The organism is Shinella lacus (genome assembly GCF_010994755.1).
Taxonomy (GTDB): Bacteria; Pseudomonadota; Alphaproteobacteria; order Rhizobiales; family Rhizobiaceae; genus Shinella; species Shinella lacus.
In genome coordinates, this window is record NZ_WHSB02000010.1 from 1 (window position 1) to 18,641 (window position 18,641).

An 18,641-nucleotide genomic window follows, 5' to 3' on the forward strand; every position below is an offset into this window, starting at 1 on the left:
AACCCCTCAGGTTCATCGCACCGGTATTTTGCCGAAGGCAAAAACCTTGGCGCGGGGTGGAGCAGCCCGGTAGCTCGTCAGGCTCATAACCTGAAGGCCGCAGGTTCAAATCCTGCCCCCGCAACCAAATCATAACAAAAAGCCCTCCAAACATGGAGGGCTTTTGACGTTTCTAGGGGTGGGGAAAATCAGCCGCTGTTATGTGCTGCTAATCAGGCGATCCGCGTGCGTCCCCTCCGCTCACTTCGCAACATTGGTCCCAGCCGCTTCCCGTATCGCGAAGTAGGCCGCCAATGCCGCGATGTCGTTCGCTTCCAGGTTCGCGGCCGAGCGGATCATCAGCTCCTTGAAAGGGCCGCCCCCTCGCGTTTTCCCGATGAACAGCCGAAGCTGGTTTGCGAGATAGGCAGCGGGTTGGCCGGATAGGCGGGGGTAACTGGGGTTTGCCTGGGCCTTGTCGTGGCACGAGAGGCATGCCGGAATGCCGCGGTCAGGATCGCCTTTTGTCGCGAGCGTCTGGCCTCGTTCGAACAGGCCGCTCTCCGATAGGGGCCTTGAATCGGCGGGTTCCTCAGAAAAATGGCGCGCTAGTGCCTGCAACTCCGCTTCGGTCCGTGTCTCGATGGCCACGACCATGACGCCGCTGTGCCGCGTTCCGTCAGCATAGGCAAGAAGAGCCTGTTCAAGATAGGCCGCGGATTGCCCGGCAAGACGGGGAATGAGGCTGTCCGGCCCGAGCCGGGTCGGCGTATGGCAGCCGTTGCAGGTCTCGATGATCCGGTCCATCGCCTGCGACCGGGTTGCACTGAAGCCCGCGAGCGTGCGGTATTGTTCGGCATCGAGTTCGCGATAGCGACGGAGAAAGGCGACCATCGCCCAGGCCTCGTCTTCACGGCCGGCGACCGGCCAGGCTGGCATGCCGGTATAGCGAACGCCGTGCTGAACGATCTGGAAGAGTTCCGCGTCGCTCCAGGTGGCGATCTTGTCCTTGAGATCGGGCGGCGCGGGCAGCATCCTGCCGACACTATCGGGTCGTGGCATGGCCGGCGAGCCGTGGCAGATCGCACACCCGGTCTCGAAGTGTCCGGCCGCCATCGGCAGCATGCCCTCGGTAAAGGCCGGAACCGTCGTGCCGATCGCGGCTGTTCGGACCGACGACCGCATCACCCAGTGCAGGAAAATGTCCGTGACCTTCCAATGACCGGTGCTTGCCTTGACGCTGATCAGGCCGCTCCATGCGACGAGAAATGCGACCGCGATGCCGGCGACGGGCAGAGCGGCGAGGTGTTTCCAGCCGATCCGCATCAGCGCTCCTCCACCATCTTTTCTTCACCGTCTCGAAGCAGGCCCGCAAGCAGGGCCACGCCGCCGGCGAGATAGGAGAGCGCCCCCACCATCAGCATGACCACGCCGCCGATCTGCTGGTCGACGGCCGCGGAAAGAGGGATACCGAAACAACTGACGGCGCCGTCGCCGTAGAGTGGGCGCGGCGCCAATGCCAGAAGCACGCCGAGCAGCGTCATGTGCATGGAGGTGAACAGCAGGCCGATCGTCCCGGCGAGCCGCCCGTCGCCCGGCCGCAGACAGGTGATCCACAGCAGCAGGCCGGCGGCGAGAAAACTCGCCTGCTCGAAGAGCGTCAGCGCCCGGCTCGCATCCGCCGTCGCGCGCAGAACCGGTACATGCCAGAACCAGACCACAGCGAGTTCGACCAGCGAGGCCAGTATTGGCGTCACCCACGCTAAACCTGCCGGCGGATCACCCTGCGTGCCGACAAGGCCATAGGCGATCAGCGGCGCGGCCACCGCGACGATGCCCATATGCGCGACCATATGGACGGTGAAGGAGCCTGCGCCAAGACCGAGGACGAGGGCAAGGCCGAGAAGCGCAAGGCCGGCGGGGAGCGCGATCGTCCTCATGGCTGGCACGCTCCGATGAACAGCAGCGGCACGGCGCCGAAAACCACCGCGACGAAGCTCAGGCCGGAGAGCAGCAGCGTCGCAAAGCCCTGGAAGAGCAAGCGGTCTTTGCGGGTCGGCTCGTCATGCGGCGGGTCGCCCGAGCCGAAACCCCATTGCCGCCAGGCAAGATAGGCCGAGAGGACGATGCCCGACAGCGCAACCAGCGTGACAACGCCGAGGGCCAACCGCATCGCCTCGAAGGAGAAGGGCGCAACGCCCGCCTTGGCACAGAAGACCGCGGCGGTCACATAACAGGCGAGAAAATGCAGCGCCCAGACGGTCGGTGCGGTGAAGAGCGTCCAGAGGCTTTCGACGTCCTTGGGGATGAGGCGCATCGCGTCACCTCGATCCCGGAAAGAGGCCGAGCACGCCGAAAGACGTGATCGCGGTGATGACGAGGAAATGCCAGTAGAGCACGACATTGCGCAGGTCCATGTCGTGGCGCGCGCTCATCCGCCCGGCGAGGTTCCGGGCGAGGCAGTAGAGTTGCATGATGATGGCGACGCCGCCATGCACGACGGTCCAGAGGGCGACGACCCAGACGATCGCCGGGTAGACATGTACGGTCGGGTCCATGCTGGTGAGATAGGGCCCGGCAAGCCCCGCGCAACAGGCGGCGAGCGTCAGGAGCATCGCGACGGCGAGCGTGAGCCGGGTGAGGCCGCGCCGGTCGGTTTCATTGACCCATCGCGCGGCAAGCATGGCCGCCCAGGCGAGCGTGAAGAGACCGGCGGCGGTAAGCGGCCAGAGCATTCCGGGACCCGCATGGCCGGCGGTGAAATCCTCGTGGATCGTCCAGTAGAAGAAATAGCCGAACATCAGGCTGGCATAGGCCGTGCCGTCGCCCGCCATGGTGATGAACATCGCCCACCAGCCGACCGATTGCGGCCCCGACGTATAGAGCGGCAGCGTCTCGCCGAGGCCGACATCGCGCATCTCCTCCTTCGGGATGACGGCCGTGCCTGTCCAGAGCCAGGCAATGATCGCCGCGAGCGTCATGATCGCGCAGACGATCGTCGTGATCCACCAATGGAAGGTCAGCGCGATGAAGACACCGCCGAGCGAGAAGGCGGCAACGATGGTGAGGATCGATGTGCCGCCGACGCGCAGGCATTGGATGGGTTTTGCGTCAAGCACCGAGGTGACGAGCGTTTCACGCGCGCCGTCCTTGGCGTCGGGCAGATAACCGCGGCCAGCCTTGATGTCTTCGATCAGGCTGGGCTGGTCCCAGATCGGGTAGCGGCTCGTGATGATCGGGATGGAGCGCACGCCCCACTTTTCCTCCGGCTCGCTGATCCATTCCAGCGTGCCGGAATTCCAGGGGTTCTGCTCGCCCTTCGGCTGGCGGTGCTTTGGGCGCAGCACGTCGATCACCACAAGGGTGACGCCGGAGGCGAAGATGAAGGCGCCGATGGTCGAAATCAGGTTGAACCAGTCCCAGCCGATATCGGCGGGATAGGTGAAAACACGCCGCGGCATGCCCCGCAGGCCCGCGAGATGCATGGGGAAGAAGGCCACGTTGAAGCCGACGAACATCAGCCAGAAGGCGATTTTCCCGAGCCGGTCGGAGAGTTTTCGCGCATCCAGCAGCGGATAATAGTAGTAGATGCCGGCCACGATCGGGAAGAGCATGCCGCCGATCAGCACATAATGCAGATGGGCGACGATGAAATAGGTATCGTGCGCCTGCCAGTCGAAGGGCACCAGCGCCACCATGACGCCGGTCAGTCCGCCGATGATGAAGATGGCGAGCCCGCCGGCGCCAAACAGCATCGGAACGGAAAAGATGACGCGGCCGGCGAGCATGGTGGCGATGAAGACGAAGATCTGCACGCCGGTCGGGATCGCCACCGCCTCGGAGGCGGCGGAGAAGAAGGCGAGCGAGATCTGCGGCAGGCCGGTGGTGAACATGTGATGCACCCACAGGCCGAAACTCAGGAACCCGGTTCCGACGGCGGCGAGCACGATCCAGGAATAGCCGACGATCGGTCTTTGCGCGAAGGTCGGCACGATCATCGCCATCAGCGCGATTGCCGGCAGGAAGATGATGTAGACTTCCGGGTGGCCGAAGATCCAGAACAGGTGCTGCCACAGCAGCGGATCGCCGCCGCGCGCCGCGTCGAAGAACGGCCAGTCGAACATCCGTTCCATCTCGAACAGGATGTCGCCGGCAATCAGCGGCGGGAAGGCGAAGAGGATCATGCCGGCCACGATCAAGAGATACCAGGCAAAGAGCGGCATCATGTTGATGCGCATGCCGGGAGCGCGGCACTTCATGATACCGACGATCAGCTCCACCGCGGCGGCGATCGACGCGACCTCGATGAAGGAGAGACCGAGGAGCCAGATATCCGCGCCGATACCGGAATATTCCTTGTCGGTGGCGAGCGGCGGATACATGAACCACCCGGTGTTCGGCGCCGCGCCAAAAAAGATCGAGCCGCAGACGAAGACGCCGCCGAGCGCGAAACTCCAGAAGCCGAAGGCGGAAAGCCGGGGGAAGGGCAGTTCGCGCGCGCCGAGCATGGAAGGGAGCAGGAAGATCGCCACCGCCTCGAAGATCGGCACGGCGAAAAGGAACATCATCACCGTGCCGTGCAGGGTGAAGGCCTGGTTGAACATGTCGGCGGAGAGAAAATCGTTTCCCGGCACGGCGAGCTGCACGCGCACGAGCAGGGCCAGAACACCGGCAAACAGCATGAAGACAAAGGCGGCCGCGCCGTACCACAGGCCGATCTCGGTGTTGTTGACGGAGGTCCAGTAGCGCCAGCCGGACGGCGTGCGCCAGACCTCGCGCAATCGTGCCTCCTGCGCTGTCCGGTCTTCGCTGGAGAGATCGGTCATTGGAGCCCCACCAGGTAAGTGGCGATGGCGGCGATGTCCTTTTCCGGCAGCATGTCGAAGGCCGGCATTTTCGCGCCGGGTTTCACCGCGCCTGGGTCGCGGATGAAACGGGCGACATTCTGCGCCGTGTTGGCAAGCGTGCCGGCGCCGACCGTCTGGCGCTGGCCGAAGAAGGTGAGGTCCGGGCCGAGGGTTGCCGGCCCCGTCACGCCGCGCACGCCATGACAACCGGCGCAGCCGTGATAGGCAAAAAGCCGCTTTCCTTCGCCGGTACCCGGCCGGTTGCCGCCCGCCTGTGCCCGGCGCCAGGTGGCATAGTCGTCCGGCTCCATGACGACGACCGAAAAGGCCATGAGCGTATGCGACGTGCCGCAGAATTCCGCGCAGGGCGCGCGAAAAAGCCCGGTGCGCGTGGGCTCCAGCGACAGCATGTTGGTGCGGCCGGGGATCATGTCCATCTTGCCGCCAAGCGCCGGGATCCAGAAGGAATGGATGACATCGGCCGCCTTCAGCGAAAAGGCGGTGCGCGTGCCGACCGGCAGCCGCAGCTCGTTTGCCGTCTCGAAACCCGGCATACCGTCGCTGGCCGGATAGCGGATGCGCCACCAGAATTGCTCCCCGGTGACCTCGATCGTTTCCGGTGCCGGGGCGACGCGCGCCAGCCATGGCCGGATCGCAGGCATCAGCCAGACCGCATAGGCAAGCAGCGCCAGAAGCACCACGACGGGAAAGGCGACCCCGCCCCAGGCGATCAGCCGCCCGGCCTTCTCCGCCGACCAAGGCGTTTCGCGCCGCCGCCCGGCATGGATCAGCAGGCCGACCACGGCGATCCAGATCAGCGCGCCACCCACCACCATGACAAGAAAGAGCTGAAAAACCGCCGCGGCCTCCTCTCCCGCCGGGTCGAGCGCCGACTGCGCGCCGGTACAGCCGCTCAGCGGGATCAGCAGGATGGGGAGGGCGCGTCGGGAAATCGATCTTGCTCCTGAGGGACTTACTTTGAGCGATATGGCTCGCATCCTGCGGCGGGCAAGGGGTAAACCTGCACCGGCGCCGATCTTCCTCATTTGCTGCCGGGACGGGATTTGCTGCGACGCTGAGCCACTAGATTAGCCACGAACATCGCCTTTTCATACGCGGGACGTCCGAATGCTTTTGCTTGCCCTACTCAAGCACTTTACGTCCGGATCTAGGATTGTTTGGCGCCTTTAGGCACTAGTGCGCCTCTTGCTTTGCGAGGGCCTCGACGCTCATTGTCGTTGGAGCCGTTCCTGCCGAGAACAGCACCATACTGATAATCGATCCGAAGATGAGGACGAAGGTGGCGAGCAAACAAATGCCCATGACATTGGCTTTCAGTCTCACAGCGTTGACTCCTATCAGAACGGCGCGAGCGGAAATGGGCTGGGTTTATGGCCCTCGGCAGGCCGCGGGTGTTTCGCGTAGGCATGCGTCTGATCCTCCAGCACTCTTTTGACTGCCGCAAAGGCAATCTCCGGCGCGCAGCCTGCTTGAGTGATTTTGTCGATCAATTCGCACACTGGTCGTGCAAAAGCGTTCTCACAGTCGCTCTGCGCGGAGGCGTCACTCGTTGGTTTGGGTGGCGAGGTGATAAGCGTCGTCATGGTGTCTCCTTTCGAACGAGGCCAGTCGGGGCTTTGACTGGCCTCGCGCCTCGCCTCGTCCTCTTGGAATAAATCCAATACGGATAGCGTAGCGCACCAGTAACGCAGTTCACTGGCTTTGGTTCGAGCGGCTCCGAGCCTCGCATCGACGGCAAGACAAATTTGGAAGTTGCTTGAAGCCTGAAACGTCCGAGAGCGCTATCTTGGTGAGGTCTCGCGAATGAACACGCCAACCTATTCAGGGGGTCATTCTGCGCTTTCGGCTCCAGCTCTTGGCTAGCGCCGTGCCAGTTTGGTGCGGCCGGCTTCCCTAATTGAGAACGACGAGTCTGAGCCGATCGAGATCAATCCCGCGCTTATGGCCGCTTCGATGGTCTCGGAAAAGTCCGAGCCGGCCAACCCATGTTTTCTGGAGTAGTTTTCTACCGTGCCGCGGGGGGTAGACGGCGAGACGCCGTAGCGCGGGCTAAGGAAGGCGCCGAGAATGATTTTGAATTTTTCGTTGAGGGTCACGGCTTTCTCCAATGTTGCCCAATGGTGCTAACAGCATCCGCACCATCAAGATAGGGCGCAAGGTGATTGCCGCATAAGCGCACAGACCCTGCGCAGCAGGGCAAGCAGGGAACAAAGTGCGTCATGATCGGTTCGATCTTCCCAATGCAGCAGGAATAATGAAGTGGAGAAAGCGATGGCCGACCGCAAGCAAGTCTCACGTGAAGACGATTTTCGTGACTTCGAGCAACGGGACATCCGCGATGGATGGCCCTATGCCGACAAGGACGCCGATCCGCGCGAAGCGCGGAACGCACCCTATGGCGCCCCTGACGCAAACTTCGACCAGTTGGACAATGAGGGTGTCGAGGTGTCGCTCGATCCGGTGGCGACCGACGTGAGCGGCGCTCCCCTGCCATTTTCCGACGGGACGGAAGATGTGATCGCGGACGACGAACTGGAAGAGCGCATAACGCTAGCACTTGAAGGCGACAAGCAGATCGACCTTGCCTCCCTGGAGATCAACGTCCGCGACGGCGTGGTCGACATCGATGGCAGTATCGACAGCGAGGACGATCGTCGCCATCTCATTGGCTCGATCCGCGCAGTCAAGGGCGTTCGCAATGTGCATGCGCGGGAGCTGCTGACACGGGGCGTCGATAGCCATATTCCGAACGATAGCGAAGAATAGGATCCAACGGCGACGGCGCCTTCGTTCCAGGGAACGGGGCGGACGACGCTGGAGCGACGTGGCCGGCAGGACGCGCCTTCCTAATAGGGGCGGCGCGTCCCTTTGCCGAGATCCAACCGGAAATGATGTGGTGAGGCTCGGAAAGCCGGTGGAGTCGATGCGAAGACTGCACTCGACGCCGTCTCTTCGATCATAGCTGACTACAGGGGGCTGTCGTTGCGCTGAGAACCGCAAAATCGCAGGTCGTCCTCGCGGAACAAAGAGGAGCCATGCGGGTTTCCCAAACTCCTATTCAATGGAGGAAACCGACATGGACCACACAAATCACGTACGTCTAACCGCTGCCGAAATGACGCCTGACGTTCTGGAAGGCGCAACCATTTATGGGGCGGACGACCACAAGGTCGGCACCCTTGACCATGTCCACGGCGCTGGCTCCGGAAGCACAGCTGTGATCGACGTCGGCGGGTTCCTTGGCATCGGTGCGAAGCCGGTCGGCGTTCCGCTGACCGATCTCGAGTTCATGCGCGACGAGGACGGCGACGTTCACGCGGTGACGAGCTGGACCAAGGACCAGCTCAAGGAAATGCCCGAACACCATCACTGACAGGTATTTCAGCAGACCTGAAGCCCGGCTCGATGCCGGGCTTTTGGTCGTGGATCGGCTCAAAAATCGCGGAGACTGAAATGGTGGATAAGGAGCAGCAGCACCGTGAGCGCGCCTATAAAATCTGGGAGGACGAATGCCGTCCGTACGGCCAACACGCCGACCATTGGAGGCGCGCCGGAGAGGAAGTGGAGTTGAGTGAGCAGGAGTCGGATGACGTGACTCGGGTCAATCAGCAAGCCGACGACGAATTCGCGCGCGGCGGCGGGGAAAGCGAGCCCGCAAACATCAGGCCTCCCTCAGTGGCGAGCCCCGATTGACGTTGCTGGAGGCCAAGATGAGCGACAAGTTCAAAAAAGGCGACAAGGTGAACTGGGAGACCAGCCAGGGCGAAACCGAAGGCAAGGTCGTAAGGAAGCAGACCAGCGAAACAAAGATCAAGGGCCATACCGTCAAGGCCACGAAAGATGATCCTCAGTTCATCGTCGAAAGCGACAAATCGGGCAAGCGGGCAGCGCACAAGCCAGAGGCGCTCAAGAAGGCCTAGACCCTTTGTCGGATGTGAGCCTCGAATACGGCCGGCAAGATGGACATTGACGATTTCGGATGACGCGTGGTGCAGCTGGCCTCGCCGCCGATCCAGCCCTTCGCTCTCGGAATTGTAACGGGCGGACCGTCGGTCTCTTGCCAGAACAACGACGGAGCGACGTGCTCCGCCGACCATCTATATGTGGCGTGTCAGGTGAGCCACGGTGCCATCATTTCATCAGCCCGGCCGAGCGCAGTGCATTCTCGATGACGGATTGGATCTTGTTTCCAGCACCGCCGCTCGGGTGTATGGCGGGACGCTCGTCGATGACTTCGGCCTTCGGACGCTCGCGGCGCTCGAAGGAGGCCGCAAGTCCCCACGTCCTTGCGATCTCCACGGTGGAGGAAACGCCGACATCGAGCATGAAGGGCGCGCCGTGGCCATAGCCGGTGGAGGAATCGATGGGTGTGCCGTGGGCCATGCCGGGGATCCGGTAGAGTTCGATGGCATCCGTGCCGCGTTCGTCGCGCCAGGCCGACCGGGAATATTTGGCGAATGTCTCTGAGGATGTCGGCTGTTCCGGCAATGCATGCACGCCACGCCACTGCGCGACGACCGCGGCCGCATTTTCCGGCACGACCGTGTTGTCACCCGTTCCGTGCCAGACGGAAACCGTCGGCCACGCGCCCTCATGCCGTGAGGCGGCGCGCAGGCTTGCCTGCAGGGCGTTCGTTTTGGGAAGCCCTTGCCCGCGCATGCGATCGAATGCTTCCGGCACGGTTGACGCGGCAGAGTAGGGGAGGCCGGCGATGATGGCGCCGCCGGCAAAAACATCCGGGTAACAGGCCAGCATCGCATTCGCCATGGCGCCGCCGGCCGAGAGGCCGGTGATGTAGACCCGGCGCTCATCGATGCGGTGTTCGGCGACCATCGTGGCAATCATCTGCCGGATGGACATGGCCTCGCCCTCATCGCGCCGCGTGTCGGCGGCATTGAACCAGTTGAAGCACAGGTTCGCATTGTTCTGTCTGACCTGTTCGGGAAAAAGGACGACGAAACCGTAATCCTCGGCGAGCGCCGACCAGCCGGAGCCGGCATCGTAGCCGGCGGCGGTTTGGGTGCAGCCGTGCAGCACGACCACCAGGGCCGGCGCGGTCGGCAGATGCTTGGGCACATGGTGCCATGAGGTCAGAGCACCAGGGTTGCTTCCGAATTGATCGAGTTTCCTGAGAATGGAGCCCGTCGGGGCGGCGGGCTTCACCGCGCGCAACCGGGCGAGGCGTTCGAGCGTATCGGACAGGGATCTCATGGGGTGCTCCAGGGGCGCGCCGGATTGGCGCATACACCCTAACCCATCAGTAGCGATATGGTTGCTGCACTGCACAATAAATCTGCTTTGAGGAAAGAAGCCGCCCCGGGAGGCGGCTTCGATCAGGTCTAGCGCTTGACAATCAATGCGGCTTCTTCGTCGTCACGCTGACGTCCACCGAGGGCGGCGGCAGCGGACGCGATGAACGCGCCGACGAGCAGCGACAGGGCACCGAGCATCGCCACCGTCGCGGCGGAGTTGCGCGCCTCATCGGCGGCTTTCAGCGCGGCATTCTTCGCATCCTCGACCTGCTGAAGAACCTGGTCAACCCGGGCACGCGCTTCCTCCGGGGTCACGCCGGCGCGCGATGCGACGATGGCGGACATATAGGCCCGGTCGGCTTCCGGCACACCATCGTTGACCGCGCCTTGCAACAGGATGCGGGAAATCTCGGCGGTGGCCGATGCGTCATCGCCCTGCGCCCGCGTTGTCAGATCCTGCGGGCGAAGCAGAAGGTCCGTAAAGTAGCCGGTGGCCGCGTCGGGCGACGCATCGCTGTTTGCTGCCGCGGCCGAGCCTGCAACTGTCGCGGTTGCTGCGACCGTCGAGGCGGCCTGCACGCCCGTCCCGGCAAGCGACGTGAAGGCGGAACCGGCCAGGCCTGCAACGACAACTGTCGCCAAGGCCCAGCTGAGAAAGCCATGCGCCGTATCGCGGAAGAAGACCTCATCCGTATGGATGCCGGCCCATTTGGTGCGAAGGCGACCGGTGAGATAGCCGCCAAGCGCCGAAGCGAGCCATTGCACGACGACGAACCAGATCGCCGCCGTCACGCTGACCGCCGTAAAGGACGCGCTTTCCCCCGCCCAGGGCGAGACCATCGTGAGGCCGACCCCGGAACCCAGAAGGAGGAGGATGATCGTCGTGGCGGCTGCCGCGACCGAACCGCCGATTACGGGACCCCAGGCGAGCGCGGGCGTGCTGGATTCAACGCCGACGCCGGAGACGTCAGAACTGTAAAGGGACATGTCCGCCTCCTATCGCAGGAAGAGAACGAGCAGGATGACAATCGGCAGGGGAATGCCCAGAAGCCAGAGAAGAATACCGCGACCCATTTTGAAGACCTCCAATTGCCTGCGAGCGAATGTTCGCAGCATGTCGCGTCAACTCTTTGAAACGGCTGATGTTCCACGGATTATCATCACCATTTTCTATTTTTTTCTTCGTGGAACCATGCGCCTGGCACGGTGTTCTTGTGGAGCCTGCTCTCAGGCCTCAACGAGGAAATAATCATGAAAAAACTTCTCCTAGCCGCAGCGCTTGTGGGCGCCTCGACTTTTGGCGCCTTTGCTCAGACGTCCACGACCCCGACGACTGATGGCGACACACCCGCGGTTGCCACGCCCGACAGCATGAATGCGACAGCGCCTGTTGAGGGTGCCAACAGCTTCACCGAGGACCAGGCGAAGGAACGCATCGCAGAAGCCGGCTATGCTGAGGTCACCGACCTTGCCTTGGACGACAAGGGCATCTGGCAGGCCAAGGCGATGAAAGACGGCAAGGCCGTGACCGTCGCGCTCGACTACCAGGGCAACATCGTCGCCAAGTAATTTCAGACTTCAGGAGATTCCCATGAAAACTGTTACCGGACTGTTCGACGATTACTCCGATGCCAGCGCCGCCGTCAGCGCCCTGGAGGCACGTGGTGTGCCCTCCAGCGATATCAGCATCGTTTCCAACAATGCGGACGAACGCCACGGCAAGGAAACCAATGCCGCTGAAGGTGCCGGAACCGGCGCGGGCATCGGTGCTGCCGTTGGCGGCGTCGGCGGCCTCCTGACCGGACTGGGCATCATGGCCATCCCCGGTGTCGGGCCGGTCGTCGCCGCCGGGTGGCTCGCTGCCACGGCAGCAGGTGCTGTCGCCGGTGCCGTGGCAGGCGGTGCGGCCGGCGGGCTGATCGGCGCTTTGACCGAATCCGGCGTGTCCGAAGAACACGCGCATGTCTATGCCGAGGGCGTGCGCCGCGGCGGCACGCTGGTGACCGCGAAGGTCGACGACAACCTGCAGGCCGAAGCCGAGGCCATCCTTCGCAAGTCGAATTGGGTGGACCCCGAGCAGAGGCGCGCGGCTTATGCCGAAGGCGGCTGGACAAGCTTCGACGACACGCAGAAGCCGTATGGTACGGCCGAAATCGAACAGGAACGTCTGCGCTACAGGCGCTGATGGACCAAGGAAAAGGCCGGCACCCGCCGGCCTTTTTTTGATTGGTGAGGGAAGGTGTGGCCAATTGTTGCACCAACCGTAAAAACAACATCAGGTCGCCTCTAGAACCATATTAAGGGGCGTCTCGGCGGCGCGCCGAACGCGAGTGAAGCCACCGGATCGGATCACTTCGGCGAGCCGTTTCTCCCCCGCCTGAGCACCGAGCGCGAGCCCCGTCTCCTGCGCCAGCGATGTGGGAATGCAGATCATCGTCGACGCTGAGTAGTAGAGCCGGCCGACGGGATTGATGTTGTCTTCCAGCTTGTCCCCGGCCATGGGCTCGACCACCATCCATGTCCCATCGTGCTTCAGTGCCTGGCGAATATGCGTTGCCGCTGCCTTGGGGTCGCCCATGTCGTGCAGGCAATCGAAGCAGGTGATCAGATCGAAATCGCGCCCATTGAAGTCCTGGGCTCGGCCGACTTCGAAGCGCACGTTCGCCAAGTCATGCGATCTGGCGTGCGCGGTTGCAGCGGCGATCGAGTCCGGATGGAAATCATAGCCCGTGAACCGAGAGTGCGGGAAGGCCTGGGCCATTAGGATCGTCGACAGTCCGTGGCCGCATCCGACATCCGCTACGGTCGCTCCTGCCTTCAGTTTGTCGACGACACCATCCATCGCGGGAAGCCAATCCTGCACGAGGGCATTGACGTAGCCCGGGCGGAAAAGTCGTGCCACGGCGCAGAACATGCAGCCGGCCTGGTCGCCCCAGGCGACGCCCCTTCCGGTCTTGAAGGCGGCTTGCACCTTCGGCTGGTTTTCAGCCATTGCAGCAGCGGTATCGAATGCGCCGATCAGATTGACGGGGCTGTCGGGCTCCGCAAACACGAAAGCCTGCTCGGGGGTGAGCGAGAACCGGCCGTTCTCGTAGCGCACGTAACCCGAAGCCGCTTGCGCTGCGAGCCACTCCCGCACGTATCGAGGCGAGCATCCCGCAGCATCTGCGAATTCATCGGCCGTCGACGGCCCGATCTCCTTGAGCGTCTTGTAGAGGTCGAGAGCATCGCCGATCCGCACCAGCGGCACGCTGACGGCTCCGCCAAGATCGCCAAGCACGCGGCCCACGAGTTCATTGAGCGCTGTTTCATTGAGTTCCGTCATGTGGGTTTCCTCCTGTTCCGGACGACATGCCGCCGCCCACGACGAGAGAGGATGGGCTTCGTCCCTAGGGATGGCATGAGGCGCAAGTCCCGGACCGGCGAGGAAATATAACAATGCAGGGGACAGATGTCCCGTTTCGCCCCGGCTCACGGCGCGGCTATCGAGACAGCGCGATGACGATCGCTTGCGAGCGGCTGTGTACGTCGAGTTTGCCGAAGAGCACCGACAACTGGTTGCGCACGGTCTTCACGCTCTTGCCGAGACGTTCCGCAATCTCGCGGTTGTCGAGCCCCTCTGCGACGAGGTCGAGAAGTGCCGCCTCCACGGGCGTCAAACCGGCTTCGCGGACCGCAAGCGGCCGCATGGGCCGATCCTGCCCCAGGAAGGTGGCCAGTTCGGACAGGAAGACGGGCCAGGCGGGTTCATCGGGCAGCAAGACATGGTTCTTGCTCTCGAGCGGTACGAAGCGTGCGCCCGGAATTGCCGCTGCAAGCTTGCAGCCCTGGTCGAACGGCACGCGCATGTCACCGCGGCTATGGGCGATCAATGTCGGCACGCGCAGCGTCGCCGCGAGCTCCAGCACATCGATGCCCTGCATGTTCCATAGCAGTTGCGCGGCGACGTCGCCTGCCGCCGTCAGGCGTTCGAGATCGCCCCACCAGCGATGCTGCTCCGGTGTGCCATCCGGGATGAAGAGATTGGTGAAGAACTGGGCAAATGCCGGGTTGTCGCGTCCCCAGCCCACGCGGATGAAGTTGACGAGTGTCTCGGCTTCCAGTCGCTCCGCATCGGTCTGCGCCCGGACCCGGGCGCCCTGGCCGTAGGCGTTCAGAAGCACCAGTCGGGAGACACGCTCGGGATGCCTCGCGGCATAGGCGATGGCAAGAGCGCCGCCCTGCGAAAGGCCGAGGAGGACGAATTGCGGTTCCTCGATCGTTTCGGCCACGGCCTCCAGATCCGCATGCCACGCATCGACCGAGAGGTCGGCAACGTAGCGATCCGACAGACCGCAGCCGCGTGGATCGTAGCGCACGAACCGGTTGCGGGCCGAAAGCGCCTGGAGCCATGGCCGCCAGACGGGGCTCTGGAGATCATAGTCGACATGACTGAGCCAGTGGGCCGCGCGCAGGAGTACCTGTCCCTTCCCGCAGGACGCGAGGGCGATACGGGTGCCATCTGCCGAGCTGCAGAACCGTATGGTCTGGTCGAGTTTCATGGGCCAAGACTATCGCAGTGGAAAGTCGCGTGACAGGTTTATGTTACAGCCCGGCCGGGCCCCCTCGGAAGGTCGAATTTCGCCCGGGCCTCACGGAATTTCATTGTAAGCCAGCGCGCCGGCATCAGCCTCCGCCTTTTGTTCCGCCGTCAGTCTCGATCGTGCCGCCTCAGCGACCGTGAGGGTGCCCGCCGGCCGCCACCATACGTCGTGGGTCAGCGTGGACATGTCGTTGTCGAGAAGAATGTAGTCGGCAAATTTCTCGCCGAATTTCCGGAAGGCGGCCGGCACAGTATAGGCATAATCCGTGATCTCGCTCACGCGTTCGCCATTTCTCGCGGAGAAAATCGTGGCACCTCCTTCATGAACGACGGAGTAGAGGTCGCCTTCCGGGGAGAAAGACGAATAGAGCCCTTTCGTCACGTCTCCGATCTTTTGCCCGGTCTGTGTATCCAGGACGGTTATTTGGTACGAGCCGCCATTGTCGAGTTCCTGGACAGTCATCCGCGTCCCGTCGGGGCTGAAACCGAATCCGATCGGATAAATCTCGTCCGGGACCGGTAAGACACCGGAGCCGATCATGGCGTTCTGCGACAATGACCATCGGCCGACGACGATCGCCTTTCCTATTTTGGGGGAATTGTTGGTGCAAACGAAGGAAAGGGATGCGCCGTCGGCGTTCAGCACGGCAAAACCCCTGTCCAGGCTCCAGCCGGCTATCTTGACCAGCCCGTTGCACCGGGAGCCGAGATCAAACTCGAAACGCTTTGCACCGCTCGCCACATCCCAGCCCTGCGCCAGCGCCATGCCCTTCTTGTGGAGCGTGCCGACAAGAACCGTTCCATCCTGGCTGAACACCAAGATCGGGGGATTGAGGGCGCCATGGGCTGGGCCGAGATTGTCTCCAGAGAGTGCGATCGTCGCGACGGTCTCGCCCGTGATGGCGTCGGAGATTTTTGTGATTCCCTTGCCAAGATAGGCTGCCACGCGCGATCCGTCCGCAGAGAATTTTGCGCTGGGGACTGCGGTGCCCAAATCTCCCAGAGTGCCGATCACCTTCTTGGTGGTAGTATCCCAGATTTCCAGCGTGCCCTTGCCAGTTCCGCGATATTCGCGGTCGACGGAAGCGACAACGGCCCGGCTGCCGCTCGCATTGACGATGACGACGTGAATGTTGTTTGCAGGAACGGGAAGAACGATGCTGCTGGACCGTGCAGCAGCTGTCAGCGCCTGATAGGCGTGTGGATATTGTGCTGCGGCCGTCTCGTCTATTTTCTGCGGAAGCCCGCGAAAGGCTTCGACGATCGCACCCTGGACATCGCCGGTTCCCAAGAGACGCTTCGACGTCGCCGCATGATTTTGGGAGACCGCAATCGCCTCCTCAAGCGTCAGGACGCCGTTCAAAAGGATCTCGGCGGTGAGCGAGGATTTTATCCATGGTGTCTGAGACCAGTCCGTCGCCTCACCGACACTGCGAGAAACCTCGCTCAGAGCACGCTGAACCGAGACGCCGGGGGTCTTTACGGCTTTGACGAAGGCGGCGGTGAAGGGGCTGAGGTCTCCCTCGCCATCTGTCGCCGTTGCATTCGGCGATGTTGAATAGGCAACGAAAATGCCGCGCGCTTCCTTTCTCGCGTCCGAAGTCCCTGGGTCGACCTTCGCCAACCCTCTGTCGAGGCCGCGGCCGGTCGACACCGACAAACCCTGGTTGCCTTCGCCCGCAAAGGGGTTGTTCCGGCAAGCATCAAGGAAGACGAGGGTCGCTGCCGATTTTTCCTTCATGCCGTCGATGATCTCATCGATGTAGAGGAAGGCATCGGAAAGGCCGTCGCCGGCCTTGGCGTCGGTTGCAACCAGGTAGTTGCGATCGTCGATCTGGATGCCGTGGCCGGAATAATAGATGAGTGCGATATCGTCACCCAAAAGGGCGGCCTTCATACGCGCGACGCAGTCACGTATCGTTGCCCCTCGCGCGTCGATCGCCAAGAACACCGTGAAGTTCAGCTTTCGAAGGACGTCGCTCACGGCGGTGGCATCATGCGCCGGGTTGCGAAGCGGTGGTATTCCTCCGCTATAGGCCGCGTTTCCGATCACAAGGGCGAGCTTGCCCGCCTTGCTTTGAATTGCATCGCTTGAAACGGCTGCATCGGCAGTCGCTATCTCGTGGCACGTATCGGAGGGAACCTCTTGCGTTGCCGCCCGTGCGTCGGCGAAGCCGTGCGAAAATACCGAGCCGAGCGCAACCATCGCACAGGCGAGCAGACTTTTCACAAGCATGTTCAATTCCTCGGAGGAAAATCCAACGGCGAATATATTGGCAATGCCTGCAACGGATGGTCATGTGAGTAGCATGACTATTAGAAAAAGTAAATATTACAACACATGACGGGCCTGCGGTTCTTGGGTAAATGCGGGTCTGATCTGCCGGGATTTTTTGCGATCCGGTCAGGCTCAGCTTTATTGCTGCATTTCCCTGATGGGCTCGTGTCGAGGAACGAGCAGGCAGGCAGGGACGATCAGTGCGGCGATCAAAAGCATGGCGACGAAGGTGGAATGCAGAGCATGCTGCAATGCAAGCCGGATGGTTTCTCCATCGGCCATGATGGTGCCGGTGCCGTTCAGCAGGGCTCGCAGTTGTTCTGGCGTAATCGGCTGGCCGTTGGTGGAATGCGCCAGTCCGTAGGTCAGCACCGCACCCAGCACGGCGGCGCCGAGCGTGCTGCCGAGATTGCGCGAAAAAACATTGGATGCTGTGGCGCTGCCGCGCTCAGTCCAACTCACGCTATCCTGCGTCAGAATCAGGGCGCTGATATTCAGCAGGCCCATGCCGAAACCCATTATCAGCGAGCCGGCGCCTGCCAATATCGCGGAGCTCGACGGCGTGAGCAGGACGAGGAGACATGTGCCGACCGGAATGCAGATGCTACCAGTGATCATAATGGGGCGCAGGCCGAACCGAGCAAACTGTCGCGACGCGATCGTTGCACCGCAGGGCCAGCCCAGGAGCAGCATGGTCAGGGCGAAACCCGCCACCAATGGTGAGCCGTTGAGAACGGTCTGCACATACATCGGCAGGAACGTCGTCAGCCCCATGATCGACATGCTTGCGAAGAAGACAGCCAGGTTCGAAAACGCGATGGGTCGCTTCAGCCACAAATCTGGAGCGACCATGGGCGCCTCGGCGCGCCGCTCCTGCCAGATGAACGCGACAAGGGCTACGATGGCGATGGCCAGGGCCACCATAGCGGTGCTGGAGATCGTGGTCTCCATTTCCGTCAGAGCAATCATCAGCGCGGAAATGGACACTGCAAAAAGGGAAGCGCCAAGGATATCGATGGAGACGACGCGTGTCCGTTTCTCTTCATGCAGGAACAGAACGAACCCGAGTGCCGCAAGAAGCCCAACCGGCACATTGATCCAGAAGATCCACGCCCATGGGAGGTTATGAATGATGAGGCTACCGAGAAGCGGTCCGACAACGGCAGACAACGCCCAGACGCTTGCCAGGTAACCTTGGACCTTGCCACGCTGATTGCCGGGAAACAGGTCAGCGACCACCGTCATTGCCACGGGTTGAATCGCCCCTGCGCCAATCCCCTGCAAAAGACGAAAGGCGATCATCGACGGCATCGACCATGCGAAGCCCGCGAGCACGGAGGCGAACAGGAAAAGCGCGATACCGATCAGGATCATCGGCTTGCGGCCATAAATATCCGCGAGCTTGCCGAAGACCACCGTCGTCGCCGTCTGGGTCAAAAGGAAGGACGAAAAGACCCAGGAATACAGATTGATTTGTCCGAGCTGGGCGGCGATCTGCGGCATTGCGGTCGAAACGATCGTTGCCTCGATGGCGATCATTGCCATGCTTGCCATGATCGCGGCGACGACGAGCCCGCGATGGGAGCTTCTTTCCGACATGGATGGCTTTCAGGCTGAGGCGCGGGCCTGGAGAAGGGCAGTCGGCGCCGATGGTGAGGTCATTGCATGAAGCTTTCACTACT

Annotated in this window: 20 protein-coding genes and 1 tRNA gene; 7 read left to right on the forward strand and 14 right to left on the reverse strand. The window is 62.3% G+C overall.

Translation table 11 applies throughout. The features are described from left to right. Positions 1–50: 50 nt before the first annotated feature. Positions 51–127: transfer RNA gene (locus GB927_RS23135), tRNA-Met, on the forward strand. A gap of 113 nt (positions 128–240) precedes the next feature. Here the strand turns inward: GB927_RS23135 and GB927_RS23140 are convergent. The 8 genes from GB927_RS23140 to GB927_RS23175 form a co-directional block, all read right to left on the reverse strand. Further along, positions 241–1,305, reverse strand: a complete 1,065-nt coding sequence (locus tag GB927_RS23140; protein ID WP_256119584.1) for a c-type cytochrome — start codon at positions 1,303–1,305, stop codon at positions 241–243. Next, a complete protein-coding gene (locus GB927_RS23145) occupies positions 1,305–1,919 on the reverse strand; it encodes a cytochrome c oxidase assembly protein (RefSeq protein ID WP_256119585.1) in 615 nt (204 codons plus the stop codon). The genes GB927_RS23140 and GB927_RS23145 overlap by 1 nt, the downstream gene beginning before the upstream one ends. Then, positions 1,916–2,296, reverse strand: a complete 381-nt coding sequence (locus GB927_RS23150) for a hypothetical protein (protein ID WP_256119586.1) — start codon at positions 2,294–2,296, stop codon at positions 1,916–1,918. The genes GB927_RS23145 and GB927_RS23150 overlap by 4 nt, the downstream gene beginning before the upstream one ends. A 4-nt stretch (positions 2,297–2,300) precedes the next feature. Continuing rightward, positions 2,301–4,805 carry a cytochrome c oxidase subunit I gene (gene ctaD / locus GB927_RS23155; protein ID WP_256119587.1) on the reverse strand — a complete coding sequence of 835 codons (2,505 nt, stop codon included), beginning with the start codon at positions 4,803–4,805 and terminating at the stop codon, positions 2,301–2,303. After that, positions 4,802–5,824 carry a cytochrome c oxidase subunit II gene (gene coxB, locus GB927_RS23160; RefSeq protein WP_256119588.1) on the reverse strand — a complete coding sequence of 341 codons (1,023 nt, stop codon included), beginning with the start codon at positions 5,822–5,824 and terminating at the stop codon, positions 4,802–4,804. Before coxB ends, ctaD begins: the two co-directional genes overlap by 4 nt. 196 nt (positions 5,825–6,020) lie before the next feature. Continuing rightward, positions 6,021–6,170 (reverse strand): hypothetical protein, encoded by a 150-nt coding sequence (locus GB927_RS23165; protein ID WP_256119589.1) that lies wholly within the window; start codon positions 6,168–6,170, stop codon positions 6,021–6,023. A 14-nt stretch (positions 6,171–6,184) separates the two neighbouring features. Continuing rightward, positions 6,185–6,430, reverse strand: a complete 246-nt coding sequence (locus GB927_RS23170) for a hypothetical protein (RefSeq protein ID WP_256119590.1) — start codon at positions 6,428–6,430, stop codon at positions 6,185–6,187. Positions 6,431–6,706: 276 nt separating this feature from the next. Continuing rightward, a complete protein-coding gene (locus GB927_RS23175) occupies positions 6,707–6,943 on the reverse strand; it encodes a hypothetical protein (protein WP_256119591.1) in 237 nt (78 codons plus the stop codon). 175 nt (positions 6,944–7,118) lie between these two features. Here GB927_RS23175 and GB927_RS23180 point away from each other — a divergent pair, with 175 nt between their 5' ends. From GB927_RS23180 to GB927_RS23195, 4 genes are all read left to right on the forward strand, one after another. Further along, positions 7,119–7,613: a BON domain-containing protein gene (locus GB927_RS23180; RefSeq protein WP_256119592.1), complete on the forward strand. Its 495-nt coding sequence runs from the start codon at positions 7,119–7,121 to the stop codon at positions 7,611–7,613. Positions 7,614–7,923: 310 nt separating this feature from the next. Then, the gene (locus GB927_RS23185; RefSeq protein ID WP_256119593.1) at positions 7,924–8,220 is read left to right on the forward strand and encodes a PRC-barrel domain-containing protein; all 297 of its coding nucleotides are present in this window, start codon (positions 7,924–7,926) and stop codon (positions 8,218–8,220) included. 80 nt (positions 8,221–8,300) lie between these two features. Further along, on the forward strand, positions 8,301–8,540 hold the full coding sequence (locus GB927_RS23190) for a DUF2934 domain-containing protein (RefSeq protein WP_256119594.1): 240 nt from the start codon (positions 8,301–8,303) through the stop codon (positions 8,538–8,540). A 17-nt stretch (positions 8,541–8,557) separates the two neighbouring features. Next, positions 8,558–8,767: a hypervirulence associated TUDOR domain-containing protein gene (locus tag GB927_RS23195; RefSeq protein WP_256119595.1), complete on the forward strand. Its 210-nt coding sequence runs from the start codon at positions 8,558–8,560 to the stop codon at positions 8,765–8,767. 211 nt (positions 8,768–8,978) lie between these two features. Here the strand turns inward: GB927_RS23195 and GB927_RS23200 are convergent, their stop codons facing one another. Together GB927_RS23200 and GB927_RS23205 are read right to left on the reverse strand one after the other, a co-directional pair. Next, positions 8,979–10,058 carry an extracellular catalytic domain type 1 short-chain-length polyhydroxyalkanoate depolymerase gene (locus GB927_RS23200; protein WP_256119596.1) on the reverse strand — a complete coding sequence of 360 codons (1,080 nt, stop codon included), beginning with the start codon at positions 10,056–10,058 and terminating at the stop codon, positions 8,979–8,981. 128 nt (positions 10,059–10,186) lie between these two features. Further along, positions 10,187–11,086 carry a hypothetical protein gene (locus tag GB927_RS23205; protein WP_256119597.1) on the reverse strand — a complete coding sequence of 300 codons (900 nt, stop codon included), beginning with the start codon at positions 11,084–11,086 and terminating at the stop codon, positions 10,187–10,189. A 264-nt stretch (positions 11,087–11,350) separates the two neighbouring features. Here GB927_RS23205 and GB927_RS23210 point away from each other — a divergent pair, with 264 nt between their 5' ends. Further along, entirely contained in the window at positions 11,351–11,668 is a 318-nt protein-coding gene (locus tag GB927_RS23210; protein ID WP_256119598.1) for a PepSY domain-containing protein, read from the forward strand. A gap of 22 nt (positions 11,669–11,690) precedes the next feature. After that, a complete protein-coding gene (locus GB927_RS23215) occupies positions 11,691–12,284 on the forward strand; it encodes a general stress protein (protein ID WP_256119599.1) in 594 nt (197 codons plus the stop codon). A gap of 90 nt (positions 12,285–12,374) precedes the next feature. Here the strand turns inward: GB927_RS23215 and GB927_RS23220 are convergent, their stop codons facing one another. The 4 genes from GB927_RS23220 to GB927_RS23235 all read right to left on the reverse strand — a co-directional run bounded on the left by GB927_RS23220 (position 12,375) and on the right by GB927_RS23235 (position 18,558). Beyond that, positions 12,375–13,424, reverse strand: a complete 1,050-nt coding sequence (locus tag GB927_RS23220; protein ID WP_256119600.1) for a class I SAM-dependent methyltransferase — start codon at positions 13,422–13,424, stop codon at positions 12,375–12,377. 157 nt (positions 13,425–13,581) lie between these two features. Beyond that, positions 13,582–14,640: an alpha/beta fold hydrolase gene (locus GB927_RS23225; RefSeq protein ID WP_256119601.1), complete on the reverse strand. Its 1,059-nt coding sequence runs from the start codon at positions 14,638–14,640 to the stop codon at positions 13,582–13,584. A 90-nt stretch (positions 14,641–14,730) separates the two neighbouring features. Then, positions 14,731–16,917: a caspase family protein gene (locus tag GB927_RS23230; protein WP_256119602.1), complete on the reverse strand. Its 2,187-nt coding sequence runs from the start codon at positions 16,915–16,917 to the stop codon at positions 14,731–14,733. Between the two features lie 180 nt (positions 16,918–17,097). Further along, positions 17,098–18,558: an MDR family MFS transporter gene (locus GB927_RS23235; protein ID WP_256119603.1), complete on the reverse strand. Its 1,461-nt coding sequence runs from the start codon at positions 18,556–18,558 to the stop codon at positions 17,098–17,100. Positions 18,559–18,641 lie beyond the last annotated feature (83 nt).

Coding starts and splice junctions, on each gene's coding strand:
- GB927_RS23230 (WP_256119602.1), bottom strand. CDS start 16,917: ATGCTTGTGAAAAGTCTGCTCGCCTGTGCGATGGTTGCGCTCGGCTCG.
- GB927_RS23195 (WP_256119595.1), top strand. CDS start 8,558: ATGAGCGACAAGTTCAAAAAAGGCGACAAGGTGAACTGGGAGACCAGC.
- GB927_RS23225 (WP_256119601.1), bottom strand. CDS start 14,640: ATGAAACTCGACCAGACCATACGGTTCTGCAGCTCGGCAGATGGCACC.
- GB927_RS23205 (WP_256119597.1), bottom strand. CDS start 11,086: ATGTCCCTTTACAGTTCTGACGTCTCCGGCGTCGGCGTTGAATCCAGC.
- GB927_RS23210 (WP_256119598.1), top strand. CDS start 11,351: ATGAAAAAACTTCTCCTAGCCGCAGCGCTTGTGGGCGCCTCGACTTTT.
- GB927_RS23220 (WP_256119600.1), bottom strand. CDS start 13,424: ATGACGGAACTCAATGAAACAGCGCTCAATGAACTCGTGGGCCGCGTG.
- GB927_RS23150 (WP_256119586.1), bottom strand. CDS start 2,296: ATGCGCCTCATCCCCAAGGACGTCGAAAGCCTCTGGACGCTCTTCACC.
- GB927_RS23145 (WP_256119585.1), bottom strand. CDS start 1,919: ATGAGGACGATCGCGCTCCCCGCCGGCCTTGCGCTTCTCGGCCTTGCC.
- GB927_RS23140 (WP_256119584.1), bottom strand. CDS start 1,305: ATGCGGATCGGCTGGAAACACCTCGCCGCTCTGCCCGTCGCCGGCATC.
- GB927_RS23185 (WP_256119593.1), top strand. CDS start 7,924: ATGGACCACACAAATCACGTACGTCTAACCGCTGCCGAAATGACGCCT.
- GB927_RS23235 (WP_256119603.1), bottom strand. CDS start 18,558: ATGTCGGAAAGAAGCTCCCATCGCGGGCTCGTCGTCGCCGCGATCATG.
- GB927_RS23170 (WP_256119590.1), bottom strand. CDS start 6,430: ATGACGACGCTTATCACCTCGCCACCCAAACCAACGAGTGACGCCTCC.
- GB927_RS23215 (WP_256119599.1), top strand. CDS start 11,691: ATGAAAACTGTTACCGGACTGTTCGACGATTACTCCGATGCCAGCGCC.
- ctaD (WP_256119587.1), bottom strand. CDS start 4,805: ATGACCGATCTCTCCAGCGAAGACCGGACAGCGCAGGAGGCACGATTG.
- GB927_RS23200 (WP_256119596.1), bottom strand. CDS start 10,058: ATGAGATCCCTGTCCGATACGCTCGAACGCCTCGCCCGGTTGCGCGCG.
- GB927_RS23180 (WP_256119592.1), top strand. CDS start 7,119: ATGGCCGACCGCAAGCAAGTCTCACGTGAAGACGATTTTCGTGACTTC.
- GB927_RS23190 (WP_256119594.1), top strand. CDS start 8,301: ATGGTGGATAAGGAGCAGCAGCACCGTGAGCGCGCCTATAAAATCTGG.
- coxB (WP_256119588.1), bottom strand. CDS start 5,824: ATGCGAGCCATATCGCTCAAAGTAAGTCCCTCAGGAGCAAGATCGATT.